This window comes from Streptococcus sp. SCPM-O-B-15294 (M123), from assembly GCF_058200455.1.
On sequence record NZ_JBYQGU010000004.1, the window covers coordinates 1 to 18,053 of the forward strand.

Consider the following 18,053-nt stretch of genomic DNA (forward strand, 5'->3'; position numbering starts at 1 on the left):
AAAAGTTTTTCTTTTTTTAAAAAAATAGAAAACGAGAAGCGTATTCTTCTCGTTTTCTTATGATTATACAAGTTCTTTATATTTTTTCTGTTCTGCTTTATTTGCCCAAACGTAATGTCCAGGTTTGATTTCAACCATTTCTGGTTTGTCGGTTGAATAATCATGTTGATCAGGATCATAAACTTTCAGAACTTTTTTGCGTTCTAGAATTGGATCTGGAATTGGAACAGCAGATAGTAGAGATTGTGTGTATGGATGAATTGGATTATTAAACAATTCTTCCGTTTCAGCTACTTCTACAATAACTCCTTTGTAAATAACCGCAATACGATCAGAGATAAATCGAACGACTGAAAGATCGTGTGCGATAAAGAGATAGGTCAAGCCCAACTCTTTTTGGAATTTCTTAAGGAGATTTAAAACTTGCGCACGTACGGATACGTCAAGGGCTGAAATTGGCTCGTCTGCGATAACAAATTCTGGTTCCATTACCAAGGCACGAGCGATCCCAATCCGCTGGCGTTGTCCACCAGAGAATTCATGAGGATAACGAGTTAAATGCTCTGCTAGAAGCCCCACTTCATGCATAATCTCTTTTACTTTACGTACTCGGTCTTCTTCATTTTCGAATAGGTGATAATTGTACAAACCTTCTGAAATAATGTAGTCGACTGTTGCACGCTCATTCAAACTTGCAGCTGGGTCTTGGAAGATCATTTGAATTTTACGGATTAATTCATTTTCATCCTTGCGCGATTGCTTCCCATTGATTTTTTTGCCATCATAAAGGATGTCACCTGCACTAGTGTCATTCAAACCAATGATTGCACGACCAATTGTCGTCTTTCCACTACCAGACTCACCAACAAGAGAAAATGTTTCCCCTTTGTTGATGAAGAAATTTGCATTCTTTACAGCTACAAATTTTTTACTTCCTTCACCGAAGGAAATTTCTAGATCTTTAACTTCTATTAATTTTTCTGTCATTTCCTTCTCCTAGTCCTTGATTGTAGTGAATCCCATTTTCGCACTAATCTTTTCATGAAGATTATCAATAATTTCTGGTTTATTGACTTTTGGTGCATCTTCATGTAAGAGCCATGTTTTAGCCCAATGTGTATCAGAAACATTGAAGACTGGTGGATGTTCCTCGAAATCAATTTGCATCGCATAGTCTGAACGCAAAGCAAATGCATCCCCTTTTACTGGTGAATATAATGATGGGGGAGTCCCTGGGATAGAATATAGATCACCTTTAGATGTAGACAATTGTGGCAAACTTGAAAGGAGACTCCATGTATAAGGATGTCTTGGGTCGTAGAAGATTTCTTCTACTTTACCAAATTCTACAATTTCACCAGCATACATTACAGCAACCTTATCTGCAATACTTGCCACCACTCCTAAGTCGTGAGTGATAAAGATTGTTGTAAAGTTATATTCTTTTTGCAATGATTTCAACAAGTCAATGATTTGAGCTTGGATGGTTACGTCAAGGGCCGTTGTAGGCTCATCACAGATCAAGATATCTGGGCGACAAGCAAGCGCAATAGCAATAACAATCCGTTGGCGCATCCCACCTGAATATTGGAAAGGATATTCATCAAAGCGACGTTCCGCTTCTGGGATTCCAACCTTTTCCATATAATCAATGGCCATTTCTCTGGCTTCTTTGGCACTCTTACCTTGGTGTTTAATAATAACTTCCGTAATTTGTGATCCGATTGTATTAATCGGGTCCAAACTGGTCATTGGATCTTGGAAGATTGTTGCAATTTTTGCACCGCGGATATCTTCCCAGTCTTTGTTTGACTTGAGTTCTGTTAATTCTTGCCCACGATAATTAATGCTACCATTGGCAATTCGTCCGTTGTCTTCTAACATTCCTGTGAAGGTTTTTGTCAAAACAGATTTACCAGAACCTGATTCACCAACAAGTGCCATGACTTCACCTTCAACAAGGTCTATGGACACATTGCGAATGGCTGTTAAGACACGATCCCGAACATCAAATTCTACTACGATATCGCGAGCAGATAAGATTACATTTTTATCATTTGTCATACCTACTCCTCCTATCTATGTGTACGTGGATCGCTGGCATCTGCAAGGTTTTGTCCAACGATATAGAATGACAAGGATACCAAGACTAAGACAGTCAGTGGAATCCAGAAAAGATACGCATTGGTTGTTACGTTTTGTGAGTAGTCTGAAATCAGACGACCTAAACTTGGAACTGTAATTGGCAATCCCAATCCAAAGAAGGAAAGGAAGGCCTCAGTTGAAATAAAGGCTGGCAACAATTGAGTTGTTGTTGTCACAATAACAGATACCAATTGCGGCAAAATATTTTTTGTCACGATTTTTAGAGTTGGAGTCCCCAAAGTACGGCTGGCCAAGTTGTACTCTAAATCACGGTAACGCATAATTTGGACACGGATAGAATAAGCAATCCCAATCCATCCTGTTACCGTCATCGCTAAAATCAAGTTCCAGAAACCAGCACCGATTGAGTAAGTCAAGACAATAACAATCAACATGAATGGAACGTTTGAAATAACGTTATAAACTTCCATCATGAAGCGGTCGATTGATTTTGACACACCCCAAATCCCACCAATCACTACACCAATTACAACGTTGATCAAGGTAGCAATGAAAGAGATGATAATCGAATTGCGGGCACCAAACCAAACTCCATCAAACAACGATTTACCATTGTTATCTGTACCAAAGAAAGCTTTGGCACTTGGAGGATTCAAACGAGCAGTGAAATCATTTACTTTACTTACATCATTGTAATCAAAGTTTGAAAACATTGGATAAACAAAACTCATCAAGAGAATTCCCACCAAGACTGCTAACATAAAAATGGTTGATTTCTTTTTGAAAAATTGGCGAAATACCGATTTCCAGTAGGAGTACGACGGCGCATCAATTGTTTCAGAGGCAAAGTCGTCACGTTCAACAAATTGGAATTTCTTTTTATCGATTGTAGACATTATTTGCCTCCTTTCTTAGTTGTCAATTTGATACGAGGGTCTACCATAACCATGAGAATATCACCTGCCATTGCTCCAAATACAGCAAGAAAGGTGAAGATGAAGACAAGCCCCACCACCATGGTATTATTCGATGCCTTGATGGAATCAATCAACATTTTACCCATACCAGGGAAGGCAAAGACGGTTTCTGTCAAGGTTGCCCCTGAGATAACCAAGACCAACTGAACAGGAATACCTGTAACGATTGGAACCATGGCATTTTTGAAGATATGCTTGCGTGAAATTTCTTTTTCAGAAAGTCCTTTAGCACGTGCAAAACGGACAAAGTCTTGTGAGTGCAAGTCAATCATATAACGGCGAATCCAAACAGCCAAACCTGGCGCACTCAACAGTCCCAAGATAACTGAAGGAAGAACGTACGATCTCCAGTCCTGAGCTCCTAAGACTGGGAAGGAGTCTGGAAGACCGATTGTTGAACCAACCAAGCGGACGATGTAGACCAAGGCAATCGTTGGAAGAGCCATCATCAATGTCAAGACAGCTGTTGAGGCACTATCAAACCATGTATTCTTCAACAAGGCCATGTAAGATCCCAATGGAATCGCAATCAAGTAAGCAATTGCAATCCCGATCAAGCCGATAATAGAAGAGCTCACAATCATGGATGGATTTTCATAGTTACTCAAAGTTGCTGTATAAGCATCTCCTTCACCAAAGCGGGCAATATCTTGAGCATCTGCCTTGCTTGGTGATTTGTAAGTACGTGAGTAGATATTGATAGAAGATTCTTTTTTCCCTGTTGGGAAGTTTACTTCACTCTTCTTGGTAGTTCCTTGTCCTTGTGTAATAACCTGAAGAACTGGCGTATTCGAATAAGTTGGATAAGATTCACCCAAGTTTAACGATACAAAATTTTGATGAATGAACGGGAATTGACCATTGAAATACAAAAGATATTTATGTTTAGTCCCCGAACCAACTACTGACCAACCAATAGCTGGATCATTTTCAATGCGAATATAGCGTTCAAGTTTTGGATTTGAAGCATCTTTGATGACATTTGGATGATCAATCTGAATCAGATTGCCGTAGAATCCAATAACACGTTCAAAGACAGGGACTTCACGAGTTGCGTAAAAGCCTTTGTTTTCAGGGAATCGTTTCAATACCCAGCCATTTCCAAGATTAGAAATGTACTTTTTGTAGATCTTTTCGTTTTCTTTAGTAGGCTCTACAGTTACTGATGAGTCTTCCTTGCTTGCTTTTTCTTTCAAAGCTTTTGAATCAAGATATTCTATATACCCCATACGATCATAGACTGTGTTTTCATAATTGATTTTAGAATCCTTAGTCTTTGCAATCTTATTGTAGTTAGGGTCGTTTTTGAAAATTAAATTTCTTGGGGTTAGCGTATAAATAATTGTATACGTCAATGTCGTAACTAAAAAGATCGACACTAACGAACGTAAAATACGCATAAATATATATTTTTTCATATTCCGTTCCTTTAATGTTCAAAAGAACTTTCTCCCCTATTAGAGAAAGTTCTGATGAAGGTGATTATTTAACGTGTTTTTCTAGTTCTTGCTGAGCTTTTTTATTTGAATCAGCTTTTTCTTTCAACCATTTTTCACGTGCTTGATCATATTGTTTTTTAGTAACAGGTTCATCTTGAACTTCAACATATTTGAAATAAGTTGATCCTTTGTTACCTGTTTGTGATGAAGGTCCAGAGAATGGAACTACTTTTGAAACAACTGTTCCAGCACCTGAACTTGTCATAGTTGGAATCACTAATGCACTATCTGTTAACCAAGCTTGAGCTGCTGCAAATTTGTCGTAACGAGTCACTACATCTTGCGTTTCTTTTTCTGCATCATCAAGCAATTTCGCAAATTCATCTAAACCGACTGCTTTAGCAGAAGCATTGTCGACACCACCAGCAAATCCAAGGTAAGTCTTAGTTTGGTCTGGTGAAGATGGTTGCAAGGTGTCAAGGTAAGTAGATGGATCATCGTAGTCTGGATTCCATCCTACAAGCCCTTGAAGATCCCAGTCAGTTTCTGCAGCTGATGGCACGTTCAATGTAATGTTCAAGACTTCATCTTGGTCCATCATTTGAAGGTCCACAACAACGTTTTCTGTACCAAGTGTTTCTTCAACTGATTGTTTGAAGGATTGCATCCGTGACACAAAGTTTGTTGAGTTTTGTGCAACTGGAACATCCAAGTGGATTGGGAATTGAACACCTTCTTTTTGGAGTTCAGCTTTTGCTTTTTCAAATTGAGCTTTTGCTTTTTCCTTGCTATAGAGGCCGTTTTGACCGTCTGCAAGATTCACACCGCTCCATTGATCTCCATATGTTTGCAACTTGTCTGCTACTACATCCCCAAAGTCTTTACCGTTTACTTGAACAAAGGCAGGTGCAGTGTACATGTTTCGAATAGCAGCCTTAGCGTATTCTTTACCATTGACTTGTGCTGAATAATTTTCGCGGTTCAAGGCAAATGTGATCGCTTGACGGAAATTCTTGTTTAAGATCGCTTTCTTAGTAGAAGATTTCTGATCATCTGACGTCTTAGAAGTATGGTTGTATGCTTGACGGTCAATGTTGAAACCAAAGACTGCTACACCAGCTCCAGGTTGTGTGTTGTAGATATTGTCTTTGTATTTCTTTTCAACAGACGCAAAGTTTGAACTTGCTGGGAAGAGACGAGCAACTGTGTACGATCCATCACTAAAGCCACGCGCCAATGAATCTTGATCTGATCCATCATAATAAGAGAATTTGATCTTGTCGATATGAACGTTGTCTTTATCCCAGTAATCTTCGTTCTTCTCAAAAGTGATTTCTGATTTAGAAGTGATTGATTTCAAAAGGAATGGACCATTGAACAAGATTGATTTGACATTACCTGGTTGACCAAATTCATCACCCTTGCTCTTCAAGAATTCTGTACTAATTGGGAAAAGAACCCCATTAGTTGTTTTTGAATTCCAGAAAGTTTCTGGTTGATTCAAGGTGTATTCAAGCGTATAATCATCTACTGCTTTGACCCCAACCTCAGAGAAGTCTGAAATTTTTCCTTCTGAGTAGTCTTTCAATCCTTTGATTGAGTCTTTCACCAATGGAAGAGATTCTGATTTCTTGTCTGCCGCATGCTTCAATCCAGTAACAAAGTCATGAGCTGTTACTTCGCCATGCTCTTCGCCGTCGGCATCATACCATTTAACACCCTTACGGATTTTGTAAGTATAAGTCAAACCGTCTTTTGAAACAGACCAATCTTCAGCAATAGATGGTACAAGATTTCCGTATTTGTCGTTTTCCAACAAACCATCTACACCGTTTGTTGTAATATCGTGTACAGAAGCTTTTGAAGATACAGTGTAATCCAAAGTTGTTGGATCATCTGTATAAACATAACCATATGTTGTATCTTTTTTTGATGCAGACTTGCTATCTTTTGAGCCAGAACATGCTGCAAGGAAAGTTGCTGCGAGTAATGTTACTCCGGCAAATGCAAAAACTTTACTTTTTTTCATTTTGAGTCTCCATTTTATTGAATTTAGATAGAATTATAGCATAAGTGAGACAAAAAGTAAACTAAATTTTCTGAATATTTGGCAAGTGAAAGGAGCCACTAAGCGGAGGACTGTCTAAAAAATCAATCCTTTTTAGTGGCTCCTTCCCCTACATAAACTTATGCGTTCTTACTATCCCAGCTATTTCGATTCGATGTGGTTCTTTAATTCTTCTTGGGCTTTTTTATTGGATTCAGCCTTTTCTTTCAACCATTTTTCTTTACTTGCATCGTAATCCTTTGTCTTGATGACTTCTTCTGAAAGTTCAAGATATTTATAGTTGGTTCCTGTACCTTTTGTTCCAACCCATGAAGCTGCACGACTATACGGAACAGTCCGTTGCAACATTGGCGTTCCACCATTTGAAACAGTTGGCAAGATCAAAGAACTATCGGTTAGCCATGCTTGAGCGGCTGCGTATTTCTCATAGCGTACAGCTTGATCACTCACTTCTGCATTGGCATCTTTTAAGAGCTCTGCATACTTCCCGAAATCAACTGCTGAAATAGCAGGGCTGTTCGAACCTGCATCCACACCTAGATAGTAGAAAACAGAACCGTTAACAGGACTTAAACTCTCCAAATAAGTAGATGGATCTTGGTAGTCTGGCACCCATCCTCCGCCTGCAAGATCATAATCTTTCTCAGCAGCAGTATCTGTGAAATAGGTAATGTTGTTAAAGTCATCATCAGATAATTTCTGAATATCTACGACAACATTGTCTGCACCAAGAACAGCTTCTACGGATTGTTTGAAGGAGCTAGCTTGTTGCACCTGACTGTTATCTGTCTGACTGACAACGTAATCCAGATGAATTGGGAATTGTACCCCTTCTTTTTGCAGTTGTTCTTTAGCTTTTGCAAATTCAGCCTTGGCCTTTTCTTGATTGTAGAGAGTGGTTTGGGCATCATCTAGATTTACGTCTTTCCACTCATCCCCATAGGTCACCAATTGTTTCTCAACAACCTTACCGAACTCTTCACCATTTACTTGAACAAAAGTCGGTGGAACCAAGGTGTTTCGAAGAATCTTGGTCGCCGCATCCGCACCAGATGTTTGAGCTGCATAGGCTTCACGGTCAAAGGCAAAGTTGACGGCTTGACGGAAATCCTTGTTTAAAATCGCTTGTTTTGTAGACGATTTTTGAGCATCTGTCGTTTTGGCTGTATGGTTATACTTCTGACGATCAATATTGAAGCCTAGGTAGTAAGATGTACCATATTGAACACCATAAACAATATTATCACCAAATTTCTTTTTCACACTCTTATAAGTAGAGCTATTTGGCATTACTGTCGCAAATGAATATTGACCATTTTCGAATTTCTTGATGACCGATTCTGGATCTGATCCGTCATTGTAGGTCAACTTCACATTATCAATATGAACATTCTTTTCATCATAGTATTCTTTATTTTTTACAAGTTCAATTTGAGATTTTGAAGTTAAATTCTTCAAATAATAGGGACCGTTATAGAGAATACTACTTGGTTTTAAAGAACCAAAGTCTTTTCCTTGAGATTCTAAGAAAGCTGCGTTAACTGGGAAAAGGACACCTGATGTCGTCTTAGAATTCCAAAAGCTTTCTGGACGTTCCAAGGTATATTGAACGGTGTAATCATCTAGGGCTTTCACGCCAACTGTCTTGAAATCTGTTGTTTCACCCTTGGCATAGGCATCCAAACCTTTAATGGAGTTTTGGATTAAGAAGAGACCTTCAGATTTTGATTCCACAGCATGTTTGACCCCTGTTACAAAATCGTGGGCTGTTACAGCACCGTACTCTTCCCCTTCACTGGTATACCATTTGGCATCTTTTCGAAGTTTATAAGTATAGACCAAGCCATCTTCTGAAACTGTCCAGTCTTCTGCCAAACTTGGGATTAAATTTCCATATTTATCATTTTCTAACAAACCATCAACAAGGTTACTTGTAATATCAGACGTCGTTGTACGAGTCGATGCAATGTAGTCCAATGTATTTGGATCTGTTGAATAAATATAAGAATAAGTAGATTGATTGCTGCTTCCACCACCGCAGGCTGTCAATAGAAGAGCGCTGGCTAGAGAAACACCGGCCAGTACGAACCGTTTATTTACTTTCATCACTATCTCCTTATGTTAGGTTTTCTACCATTATACACTATTTCTTCCATTTTACCAACTATCTTTCAAATTTGCCTATGACCTTCGAGTCCTAAGAGAGCAAAAATAGGAATAGAGCAGTTGCCTTCTTTTATGATACAATAGTAGAGACAAAAAACAATCGAGGATTCAAACGTGAAAAAAATAATCACCTTACTTCTTTGTCTAATTCTTACCCTTCTCAGTACTTCTCCTGTAAAAGCGGAGGACCTAGACCTTGGAGCCCAGCATGCTATTGCGATTGATGGGACAACAGGTAAAATACTCTACGAAAAAAATAGTGATGAGAAAAAAGAGGTTGGCGGAATCAGCAACCTTTTGACCACTTATCTCGTCTATGAAGCCATTCAGCAAGGAAAAATCTCTTTAACTGATGACGTGGATATTTCGGATAAAGCTTATCAACTAACCGCTGTCGAAGGTATCAGCAACGTCCCTATGGAAGCCCGTAAATACAAGGTTAAGGACTTGCTCACTGCTCTCCTCGTATCAAACGCCAATAGTGCCGCCATCGCCTTAGCTGAAAAAGTAGCTGGTAGCGAAGAAAAATTCGTCCTCCTCATGAAAGCAAAGCTCAAAGATTGGGGAATTACAGATGCGACGATTGTGAATGCTAGTGGATTGAACCAATCTATCATTGATGGGGATGAGGAAAATAAAAAGAAAAATACCGAAAATAAGCTGAGCGCTTATGATGTGGCAGTCATCGCAAAACATCTTCTAGAAGACTTTCCTGAAGTTACAAAAATCACCTCCCTCTCCCATGCAGAATTTGCTGGAATTCAATTGGAGAGCGGCAATTATATGTTGGAAAATATGCCTAACTATCGAGCAGGAGTAGATGGTCTAAAAACCGGAAATTCCGAAAAAGGGGGGATTTCATTTGTAGCCTCTACTAATCAAAATGGGATTCGAATGATTACCGTTGTCATTGGTGTTGAGGCAATCGATGGTGACCCTTACGCACGATTTGTTGCAACAGCCAATCTGATGAATTACGTTAGCCAAAACTTCGTTCCAAGCCTCATTGTCAGCAAAGGCGAAGCCTACAATAACAGCAAATCAACAGTTCTCGATGGCAAGAAAACAAGCGCCACTGCTGTCGCCAAGGATGACTTCATCGTGATCGAACGACAAGGAAGCCAAGCAGAACCTAAAACCACCTTTAAAAGTAGCCAATCTTCATTTAGCGCCCCTATAAAGAAAGGTACTTCTCTCGGAACCCTTACCTACACTGATCCAGAACCCATCGGTCGAGGGTATATCGAAGGTAAAGCCCCTAGTATGGAAATGGTGAGCGGAGAAAATATCCAAAAAAGTTTCTTCTTAAAAGTATGGTGGAATAAATTTGTTCGTTACGTCAACGAAAAACTATAAATGCTCATAAACAAAAAAAGAGGTCACCCTCTTTTTTTGTTTATTTTATTCCTGTCAACAGAACTTCTATCGAACTTCGAAATAAGGAAAAGCAGTATCGCTGTCTATTGGATGAGTCGGGATTTCTTGTTCAATCACCGCACGCCAACCTGCTACCAATTCTTCAAAAGTTAAGCTAGCTTCAGGTGTAGCTGTTGTTAGCTTCCGACCAAACCAAGCCATGGTCGCCGTTTCTAATTGAAGCATGGCATAGCTAATCACAGGAACATTGGCAGCTTCATAATTCTCATTTACTGCTTGGGCAACTTCTGATGCTTGTGGAAGAAGTTGATTGCTGATTTTATCTACAACACTTGCGTCCATCTCTCGCCAAGAAAGTAATTGACCATCTACCTGATAAAAGAGCTCAAAGGTTTCTTGATTTTTCTTAAAATTGGTAAGAACAAAAGCACGTTCTACCGCATCGGGACCACCAACAGCCTTGACAGCGTTTATCAAGAGAAGCTCTTCCGTTTGTCTCCAGTAATCATCTGCTTCTGCTTCAAGATCAAAAACAAATGCCTGATCCAACTCTTCAATCGGTGCTTCTCCCTTATTCACTTTTTCAATCGTTCCAAACAATCGCTTTAAGAATCCCATTTACTTCTCCTTTTGGGTTTTATCCAACTGACCCTTCCATTTCGTAGCTAATCAAGCGGTTGAGCTCAACTGCATATTCCATTGGTAGTTCTTTTGTGAAGGGCTCTACAAATCCCATAACGATCATCTCAGTAGCTTCAGATTCTGACAAACCACGACTCATGAGGTAGTATAGTTGTTCTTCTGAAATCTTAGAAACCTTAGCTTCGTGCTCCAATGCAACTTGCGAGTTGTGAATTTCATTAAACGGAATGGTATCTGATGCTGACAAGTCATCCATGATAATGGTATCACACTCGATGTGACTGACAGATTTCGCTGAATCTTTATTGAAGGTCACTTGTCCACGGTAGTCAACCTTTCCTCCACCTTTCGCGATGGATTTTGAGACGATTGAAGAGCTGGTATGTGGAGCATTGTGGATCATTTTAGCACCTGTATCTTGGTGTTGCCCCGCATTTGCAAAGGCGATAGAAAGCATGGTCCCACGCGCACCTTCTCCATCCAGATAAACAGACGGGTATTTCATGGTCGTTTTAGCCCCGAGGTTTCCATCAATCCATTCAACTGTCGCATCTTTAGTCGCTTTGGCCCGTTTGGTTACCAAGTTATAGACATTGTCGGACCAGTTTTGGATAGTCGTGTAACGCATATAAGCGCCATCCAAGGCAAAAATTTCGACAATAGCAGCGTGCAAGCTGTTGCTTGAATAAGTCGGTGCTGTACATCCTTCTACATAGTGAACGCTAGCGCCTTCGTCAACAATAATCAAAGTCCGCTCAAACTGACCGGTATTTTCATTATTAATCCGGAAGTAGGTCTGCAAAGGAACATCGACCTTTACACCCTTCGGTACATAGATAAAGGTCCCACCTGACCAAACAGCTGAGTTGAGGGCTGCCAACTTATTATCCGTTGGAGGTACCAACTTAGCAAAGTATTGCTTAAACAAGTCTGGGTATTCCTTCAAAGCCGAATCTGTGTCCGTAAAGATAATTCCGAGCTTTTGGAATTCCTCCTTCATGTTATGGTAAACTACTTCAGACTCATACTGAGCAGCTGCTCCGGCCAAGTAAGCACGCTCTGCTTCTGGAATACCAATCCGTTCAAATGTTTCCTTGATTTTTTCAGGCACTTCATCCCAGCTACGTGCAGGTTTATCAGATGGTTTTTGATAATAAATCAAATCATCAAAATCAATATCTGACAAGTCCGCTCCCCAAGTTTGCATCGGCATTTTTTTAAATGCTTCATAAGACTTCAAACGGAACTCCAGCATCCATTCTGGCTCATTTTTCGCAGCAGACAACTCGCGAATAACCGATTCATTCAACCCTTTTCCTGTTGACAAGATTGGGTCTACATCATCGTGAAAGCCAAATTTATATTCACCAAGATCAATTGGTTTTGGTTCTACTCTTTCTTCTGTCATATCTTTCCTTTCATTTTCTTTTTAGCACTCTTTCCATGTGATTACTCTTCTAGTCTGGACAATCAGCAGCCGAATGTTAATAGCACTTCTCACCAGAAGCTCGGTTAAAAAACAGACTTGAATCTTCATCACTTTTATTCATCATTAGGCTTGAGCATCGATTGCTTTTTTGAGAGCATTCCAAGCCAGGGTCGAGCACTTGATCCGTTGTGGAAATTTAGCAACCCCAGCTAAAAAGGCTGCATCTCCCAACTGGTCTTGACGAGTATCTTCTTTTCCTTGGACCATTTCTGAAAAAATAGTCGCCAACTCTAGCACTTCTTCTTTGGATTTTCCTAGGACAACGTCTGTCATCATACTAGCAGAAGCCGTCGAAATCGTACAACCTGAGTTGACAAAGGCAATGTCCTTGACTACTCCTTCATCATCAAACTGAACAGACAAACTAATCACATCGCCACAGGTTGGATTGTTTAAGTTGATTTGTTCAACCCCTTCAATCTTTCCATGGTGATGGGGATTTTTTGAATGGTCAGCTACTACAGCCATATAGAGGCTATCTAATTTAGAAAGTGCCATTGAAAAACTCCTTTGTTTTTATCAGCGCTTCTACAAGCTTATCACAGTCTTCCTTTGTATTGTAGAGATAAAAGCTAACTCGAGCAGTCGCTGGAACCTCCAAATACTGGATCAAAGGTTGAGCACAATGGTGGCCTGCCCGAACGGCAACTCCTTCATAATCCAAGGCGGTCGCAAGATCATGAGGATGCAGATCCCCTAAGTTGAAGGAGATCACCCCAGAGCGTTTCGCTAAATCTTGGGAGCCATAGATTTTCAAGCCTTCAATCGCTTGAAGTTTAGGAAAGACGTAGGCAATCAAGTCTTGCTCGTGATGCTCAATGGCATCCATGCCAATGGCCTCCAAATAATCAATCGCCGCAGCTAAACCAATAGCGCCAGCCATATTTGGAGTCCCAGCTTCGAATTTCCAAGGGAGTTCCTTCCAGGTTGCGGATTGTTCATAGACAAAGTCAATCATTTCCCCACCAAATTCAACAGGTGACATTTGATTGAGATAGTGCTCTTTTCCATACAAGACTCCAATTCCTGTCGGTCCAGCCATTTTATGCCCGGAAAAGACAAAGAAGTCTGCATCTAGTTTTTGCACATCAATTTTCATATGCGGGACTGATTGAGCCCCGTCCACTACCATAATGGCTCCTTTTTCATGAGCCAATTGAGCGAGTTCCTGGATAGGATTAATTACCCCGAGTACGTTAGAAGCATGGGTAATGGAAACAAATTTGGTTCGATCTGTCAATTTTTCTCGGAAATCCTCTAGATCCAGACCACCGTCTTTCAAGTAGGCATAGACCAACTTCGCCCCTGTCTTCCGACAAGCTTCCTGCCAAGGAAGGATGTTGGAATGGTGTTCCATAATAGAGATGAGGACCTCATCCCCCTCTTCGAGGATTTCCTCTGCAAACCGCCCAATCCAGTTCAAACCTGTCGTAGTCCCTCTCGTAAACAAGACCTCTTTGGTCGAGGAAGCATTTATAAAACGACGGACAGTTTCTCTTGCTGCTTCATAGGACGCGGTCGCCCGTTCGGCCAAGGTATGAACCCCGCGGTGAACATTGGCGTTATTCTCTTGGTAATAGCGATTCACCGCTTCTAGGACAGCTTTTGGTTTTTGTGTCGTCGCTGCATTATCTAAATAGACAAGCGGCTCATCATTCACTATTTGATCTAAAATCGGGAAATCTTTCCGAATCTTTTCGACATCTATCATGTTTATCTCTTCAATAATTTATCTTCAATGGTTTGGATCATTTCTTCACGAACTTCTTTGACTGGAATCTCCACGATCACTGATCCAAGGAACCCACGAACAACTAGGCGTTCTGCAGTTGCCTGATCCAAGCCACGGCTCATGAGGTAGTACATGTCTTCTGGATCTACCTGACCGATAGAAGCTGCGTGACCTGCAGTCACATCATTTTCATCGATCAAAAGAATTGGGTTAGCATCGGAACGAGCTTGGTCAGAAAGCATTAACACACGGCTTTCTTGTTGGGCATCTGCCCCTTTTGCTCCTTTAATAATGTGGCCAATCCCGTTGAAGGTCAAGGTTGCCTTTTCAAGAATGACCCCATGTTGGAGAATGTTCCCTACCGAATTGCAACCATAGTTGGTTACACGGGTATCAATCCCTTGTACCTGACGACCACTAGATAGGGCTACGACCTTCAAGTCAGCATGGCTGCCGTTTCCTATCAAGTCACTATCAAAGTCAGCAACGACATTTCCTTCGTTCATGACACCGATTGCCCAGTCAATGCTAGCATCCTTACCTAGTTTCCCACGGCGGCTAATGTAGGCAGTGACATTCTCACCAAGACGATCAATCGCAGCAAACTTCACTTGCGCACCTGAACGTGCAATGACTTCTACTGTGATATTGGCAGTTGCTTTAGCACTACCCTCACCACGTGACTCCAGACGCTCAAGGTAGCTAATCTTACTGTTCTTACCAGCGATAATCAAGATGTGCTTGTTAAATGGCACATCGCTATCACTATCCTGGTAGAAGACACCCTCGATTGGCTCCGCGATTTCTACATGATCTGGAATATAAAGAACAGCTCCACTATTGAAATAAGCTGTGTGGTAGGCTGCCAACTTGTCATCATCATATTTAACGGATGACATAAAAAAATCTTCTACGACCTCTGGAATTACTTCCAGAGCTGAGTGGAAGTCTGTAAAGATGACTCCCTGGTTGGCCAAGTCAACTGGAATCTGTTCAAATACTGTATGAGTTCCATGCTGAACCAATTTTAATTGATTGTCAATCGCAGTGAAGTCTGGCACAGCAGTAAGGGGCTCACTTTCTGTGATCGTTCCATCGCCAAGATTCCAACGATGAAATTTCACGCGTTCAATCACGGGTAGTTCTAAATCATCAATTTTATCAAAAGCCTTCTGGCGCAAGTCCTGCAACCATTGGGGCTCTGCATGCATTTCTGAAAAAAGTTTGATATTTTCTTTGGTCATTTACTCCTCCTCAAAGATCCTGTTCAGTTTCGGACACAAGATTAGAGTTCTTCTTTGTAGTCGTAACCTAACTCTTCTGCTAATTTCGCGTATCCTTCACGCTCCAAACGCACAGCAAGTTCAGGACCACCTGAAAGGACAACACGACCTTCCATCATCACGTGAACCACATCAGGAGTAATGTAGTTTAAAAGACGTTGGTAGTGGGTAATAATCATGGCACCAAAACCTTCGCCACGCATTTCATTGACCCCTTTTGAAACTACTTTAAGGGCATCAATATCCAAACCGGAGTCAATCTCATCAAGAAGGGCAAACTTCGGTTCCAACATCAACAATTGCAGAATCTCATTGCGTTTCTTCTCACCACCTGAGAAACCTTCGTTCAAATAGCGTTCTGCCATTTCTTCCTTCATATTGAGGAGTTCCATTTTCTGGTCCAATTTTGTGATGAAATCACGAACAGAAATTTTTTCATCCTCTTCTTTGCCCGCATTCATGGCTGCACGAAGGAATTCAGCATTGGTAATTCCTGGAATTTCTGATGGGTATTGCATAGCCAAGAAAAGGCCCATGCGAGCACGTTCATCCACTTCCAATTCAAGGATATTCACTCCATCAAATAGAATTTCACCCTTGGTCACTTCATAGTTTGGGTTCCCCATGATGGCTGCAGATAGGGTTGATTTCCCTGTCCCGTTAGGTCCCATGATGGCTGCAATTTCCCCTGTTTTAAGGGTCAAGTTCACGCCTTTTAAAATTTCCTTGCCTTCAATTTCTACATGAAGATCTTTAATCTCTAATACTGACATTTGTATTCCTTTCTGCTATAGAGTTTTGTCTTATCTAGTATAACAAAAAAAAGCCTAAAAGGCTTTTCTGGTGTTTAGAATCGTTCTTATTTAGTCTTGTTTTTTCTATTTTGTCGAACTTCCTCTCGATAGGCAGAATTTCCGATATAGCGTAAGCAATTGAGGAGCGGACTATGGTTCGGACCTAAGACTCCAATCAATTCTGCTAATAATTCAACTCCTAATACCAAACCGATGACAAGCAGAACGCCACCAATACGAGTCGAAATATTCAATAGAAGAGAAATCATAGCAAAAATCATCGAAATTCCATAGATGACCAAGACAGTTCCACGATGCGTTAAGCCCAAAGAAAGTAGGCGATGGTGCAAGTGATTCCGGTCTGGGGCATAGAACTTCTGGCCAGAGAGAGTCCGACGAACAATCGCTAAAAAGGTATCCGTAATGGGAACTCCCAAGATAATCATCGGCGTGACAACCGCAACTGCCGTCGCATTCTTAAGACCTTGCAAGGACAAAACAGAGATCATAAAACCAATGAAGAGGGCACCTGTATCCCCCAAATAAAGAATCGCTGGATGATAATTAAAGGGGAAGAAACCAGCAATGGCCATGACTAAGACAAAAATCGTCATAGTCAGAAAGAGATTGGGCACTGGGAGAAAGAAATGAGAAACAATCCCCATCGTCACCAAGGAAATAATCGAAACCCCACTGACCAGGCCATCCAACCCATCAATCAAATTGACTGCATTGGTAATCGAAATGATCCAAACGACTGTTAAAATATAGGACAACCAGGGATCAAAATGAAGAAATGGCCCTCCAAAAGGGATCTTGAAATCATTTAAGCGAAAATCTGTAAAGAACCAGATCACACTAGCCCCTAGGAAAATCCCCAGCATCTTTAACCGCGGCGATAATTCTTTTATATCATCGATTAAACCAGTCAAACCTATAATCCATCCTCCAACGACAACTGGTAAAGTATAGGTCAGATAAGATGTCTTAGCTACATAGCCTTTGGTAATCATCGGTAGCAATACCACGGTTGCAATGGTGAAAGCAAGAAGAATGGCTAAACCACCAGCGCTGGGCATTGGTTTTTTATTGATCCGACGCGCATTTGGATAGTCTACGGCATCTATTTTAAAGGCCAATAACCTCACAAAGGGAGTTAGAATCAAACTGATCAAAAAAGTTGCAATCAGGACCAGGATAAATTGTAATGGAAAAGTAATCATACCAAATTAACCTTTTGAAGTTCGTGAATAGCATCTGAGACGAGCAAGAGATGGCCATGTTCCTGGAGGACAGCTCTAGTAGTATCTGTATCTTCCGCATATTCACGCATGGTTGCCAAGAGCCAACCTGGATAATCTTGCGGGCACCCTTCCAAATCAATCAAGACGGTTAAATAGTAAACCCCGTCCATTTTATAAAGTTCCGAAGTCTCGACCGCATAATGAACTGTCTTTGTAAACCGAATCACTTCTTCTAACTGAGAGAACTGGAGGATATAATAAATATACCGTGTATCTACTGGATGATTCTGTGTATCTTCTTCTGAAAGCTGATTCTCATCAGCCAATTCCTCAGCTTCTAAATGACGGATAGCATCGCCGTCTCCCTTACTCTTTTCAGAGATGGTTTTTTCCAAGGTCTTGATAAATTCGTCTGGAGACATTTGCGACAATTCTTCCATATCAGGCAAGTCGGAAAAGTCTTCAAAATTTAGATGCTGATCAATTTTTGATTTGGTCACAAAAACATCGAGCTTATCCGGCTTAGGAGTCACTCGGAAACTCAACATGCCACTGTCTAAGAAGCTTTCTGGCATTTCCAATTCATCTAAGATGGTATAGAAAAATTCTTCTGTTTTTTCTTGAGGCACCAAAAAATCAGCCATTTCCATGCCTCGTTCCTCCAAATCCTCTAATTGAATCGTGATTTTAATGGTTGAATCACTGATTTGCTTCATCTTCATGACTGCACCTCATA

Annotated in this window: 15 protein-coding genes; 1 reads left to right on the top strand and 14 read right to left on the bottom strand. The window is 40.7% G+C overall.

The window, feature by feature from the left end; translation table 11 throughout:
• Window positions 1–63: 63 nt before the first annotated feature.
• From AC3E8G_RS03760 to AC3E8G_RS03785, 6 genes are all read right to left on the bottom strand, one after another.
• Window positions 64–987 carry an ATP-binding cassette domain-containing protein gene (locus AC3E8G_RS03760; protein ID WP_048714745.1) on the bottom strand — a complete coding sequence of 308 codons (924 nt, stop codon included), beginning with the start codon at window positions 985–987 and terminating at the stop codon, window positions 64–66.
• Between the two features lie 9 nt (window positions 988–996).
• Window positions 997–2,064, bottom strand: coding sequence for an ABC transporter ATP-binding protein (locus AC3E8G_RS03765; RefSeq protein ID WP_490677066.1), 1,068 nt, complete (start codon window positions 2,062–2,064; stop codon window positions 997–999).
• Window positions 2,065–2,075: 11 nt separating this feature from the next.
• Entirely contained in the window at window positions 2,076–3,002 is a 927-nt protein-coding gene (oppC, locus tag AC3E8G_RS03770) for an oligopeptide ABC transporter permease OppC (protein WP_048692005.1), read from the bottom strand.
• Window positions 3,002–4,501 (bottom strand): ABC transporter permease, encoded by a 1,500-nt coding sequence (locus AC3E8G_RS03775; RefSeq protein ID WP_490677067.1) that lies wholly within the window; start codon window positions 4,499–4,501, stop codon window positions 3,002–3,004. Before AC3E8G_RS03775 ends, oppC begins: the two co-directional genes overlap by 1 nt.
• Window positions 4,502–4,565: 64 nt before the next feature.
• The gene (locus AC3E8G_RS03780; RefSeq protein ID WP_223363921.1) at window positions 4,566–6,551 is read right to left on the bottom strand and encodes a peptide ABC transporter substrate-binding protein; all 1,986 of its coding nucleotides are present in this window, start codon (window positions 6,549–6,551) and stop codon (window positions 4,566–4,568) included.
• A gap of 180 nt (window positions 6,552–6,731) precedes the next feature.
• Window positions 6,732–8,696 carry a peptide ABC transporter substrate-binding protein gene (locus AC3E8G_RS03785; protein ID WP_272080723.1) on the bottom strand — a complete coding sequence of 655 codons (1,965 nt, stop codon included), beginning with the start codon at window positions 8,694–8,696 and terminating at the stop codon, window positions 6,732–6,734.
• A 174-nt stretch (window positions 8,697–8,870) separates the two neighbouring features.
• Between AC3E8G_RS03785 and pbp3 the strand changes: the two genes are divergently transcribed.
• Window positions 8,871–10,112, top strand: a complete 1,242-nt coding sequence (gene pbp3 / locus AC3E8G_RS03790; protein ID WP_490677068.1) for a D-alanyl-D-alanine carboxypeptidase PBP3 — start codon at window positions 8,871–8,873, stop codon at window positions 10,110–10,112.
• 66 nt (window positions 10,113–10,178) lie between these two features.
• Here the strand turns inward: pbp3 and AC3E8G_RS03795 are convergent, their stop codons facing one another.
• The 8 genes from AC3E8G_RS03795 to mecA form a co-directional block, all read right to left on the bottom strand.
• Complete coding sequence (locus tag AC3E8G_RS03795) at window positions 10,179–10,751, bottom strand: hypothetical protein (protein ID WP_490677069.1); 573 nt, start codon at window positions 10,749–10,751, stop codon at window positions 10,179–10,181.
• Window positions 10,752–10,770: 19 nt separating this feature from the next.
• Window positions 10,771–12,183: a Fe-S cluster assembly protein SufB gene (sufB, locus tag AC3E8G_RS03800; protein WP_006594961.1), complete on the bottom strand. Its 1,413-nt coding sequence runs from the start codon at window positions 12,181–12,183 to the stop codon at window positions 10,771–10,773.
• Between the two features lie 144 nt (window positions 12,184–12,327).
• Window positions 12,328–12,762: a Fe-S cluster assembly sulfur transfer protein SufU gene (gene sufU, locus AC3E8G_RS03805; RefSeq protein WP_490677070.1), complete on the bottom strand. Its 435-nt coding sequence runs from the start codon at window positions 12,760–12,762 to the stop codon at window positions 12,328–12,330.
• Window positions 12,749–13,975: a cysteine desulfurase gene (locus AC3E8G_RS03810; RefSeq protein ID WP_485770137.1), complete on the bottom strand. Its 1,227-nt coding sequence runs from the start codon at window positions 13,973–13,975 to the stop codon at window positions 12,749–12,751. The genes sufU and AC3E8G_RS03810 overlap by 14 nt, the downstream gene beginning before the upstream one ends.
• Before the next feature lie 2 nt (window positions 13,976–13,977).
• Window positions 13,978–15,240 carry a Fe-S cluster assembly protein SufD gene (gene sufD, locus AC3E8G_RS03815; protein ID WP_233332448.1) on the bottom strand — a complete coding sequence of 421 codons (1,263 nt, stop codon included), beginning with the start codon at window positions 15,238–15,240 and terminating at the stop codon, window positions 13,978–13,980.
• A 41-nt stretch (window positions 15,241–15,281) separates the two neighbouring features.
• Complete coding sequence (gene sufC, locus AC3E8G_RS03820; RefSeq protein ID WP_048692034.1) at window positions 15,282–16,052, bottom strand: Fe-S cluster assembly ATPase SufC; 771 nt, start codon at window positions 16,050–16,052, stop codon at window positions 15,282–15,284.
• Between the two features lie 86 nt (window positions 16,053–16,138).
• Complete coding sequence (locus tag AC3E8G_RS03825; protein ID WP_233332450.1) at window positions 16,139–17,296, bottom strand: glycosyltransferase family 4 protein; 1,158 nt, start codon at window positions 17,294–17,296, stop codon at window positions 16,139–16,141.
• On the bottom strand, window positions 17,293–18,039 hold the full coding sequence (gene mecA / locus AC3E8G_RS03830; RefSeq protein ID WP_233332451.1) for an adaptor protein MecA: 747 nt from the start codon (window positions 18,037–18,039) through the stop codon (window positions 17,293–17,295). The genes AC3E8G_RS03825 and mecA overlap by 4 nt, the downstream gene beginning before the upstream one ends.
• Window positions 18,040–18,053: the final 14 nt, after the last annotated feature.

Excerpts from the sequence above, each read along its gene's own strand:
- AC3E8G_RS03760 (WP_048714745.1), bottom strand. The coding sequence starts at position 987 with ATGACAGAAAAATTAATAGAAGTTAAAGATCTAGAAATTTCCTTCGGT.
- AC3E8G_RS03775 (WP_490677067.1), bottom strand. The coding sequence starts at position 4,501 with ATGAAAAAATATATATTTATGCGTATTTTACGTTCGTTAGTGTCGATC.
- sufU (WP_490677070.1), bottom strand. The coding sequence starts at position 12,762 with ATGGCACTTTCTAAATTAGATAGCCTCTATATGGCTGTAGTAGCTGAC.
- sufB (WP_006594961.1), bottom strand. The coding sequence starts at position 12,183 with ATGACAGAAGAAAGAGTAGAACCAAAACCAATTGATCTTGGTGAATAT.
- AC3E8G_RS03810 (WP_485770137.1), bottom strand. The coding sequence starts at position 13,975 with ATGATAGATGTCGAAAAGATTCGGAAAGATTTCCCGATTTTAGATCAA.
- AC3E8G_RS03780 (WP_223363921.1), bottom strand. The coding sequence starts at position 6,551 with ATGAAAAAAAGTAAAGTTTTTGCATTTGCCGGAGTAACATTACTCGCA.
- sufC (WP_048692034.1), bottom strand. The coding sequence starts at position 16,052 with ATGTCAGTATTAGAGATTAAAGATCTTCATGTAGAAATTGAAGGCAAG.
- AC3E8G_RS03795 (WP_490677069.1), bottom strand. The coding sequence starts at position 10,751 with ATGGGATTCTTAAAGCGATTGTTTGGAACGATTGAAAAAGTGAATAAG.
- mecA (WP_233332451.1), bottom strand. The coding sequence starts at position 18,039 with ATGAAGATGAAGCAAATCAGTGATTCAACCATTAAAATCACGATTCAA.
- sufD (WP_233332448.1), bottom strand. The coding sequence starts at position 15,240 with ATGACCAAAGAAAATATCAAACTTTTTTCAGAAATGCATGCAGAGCCC.
- oppC (WP_048692005.1), bottom strand. The coding sequence starts at position 3,002 with ATGTCTACAATCGATAAAAAGAAATTCCAATTTGTTGAACGTGACGAC.
- AC3E8G_RS03785 (WP_272080723.1), bottom strand. The coding sequence starts at position 8,696 with ATGAAAGTAAATAAACGGTTCGTACTGGCCGGTGTTTCTCTAGCCAGC.
- AC3E8G_RS03825 (WP_233332450.1), bottom strand. The coding sequence starts at position 17,296 with ATGATTACTTTTCCATTACAATTTATCCTGGTCCTGATTGCAACTTTT.
- AC3E8G_RS03765 (WP_490677066.1), bottom strand. The coding sequence starts at position 2,064 with ATGACAAATGATAAAAATGTAATCTTATCTGCTCGCGATATCGTAGTA.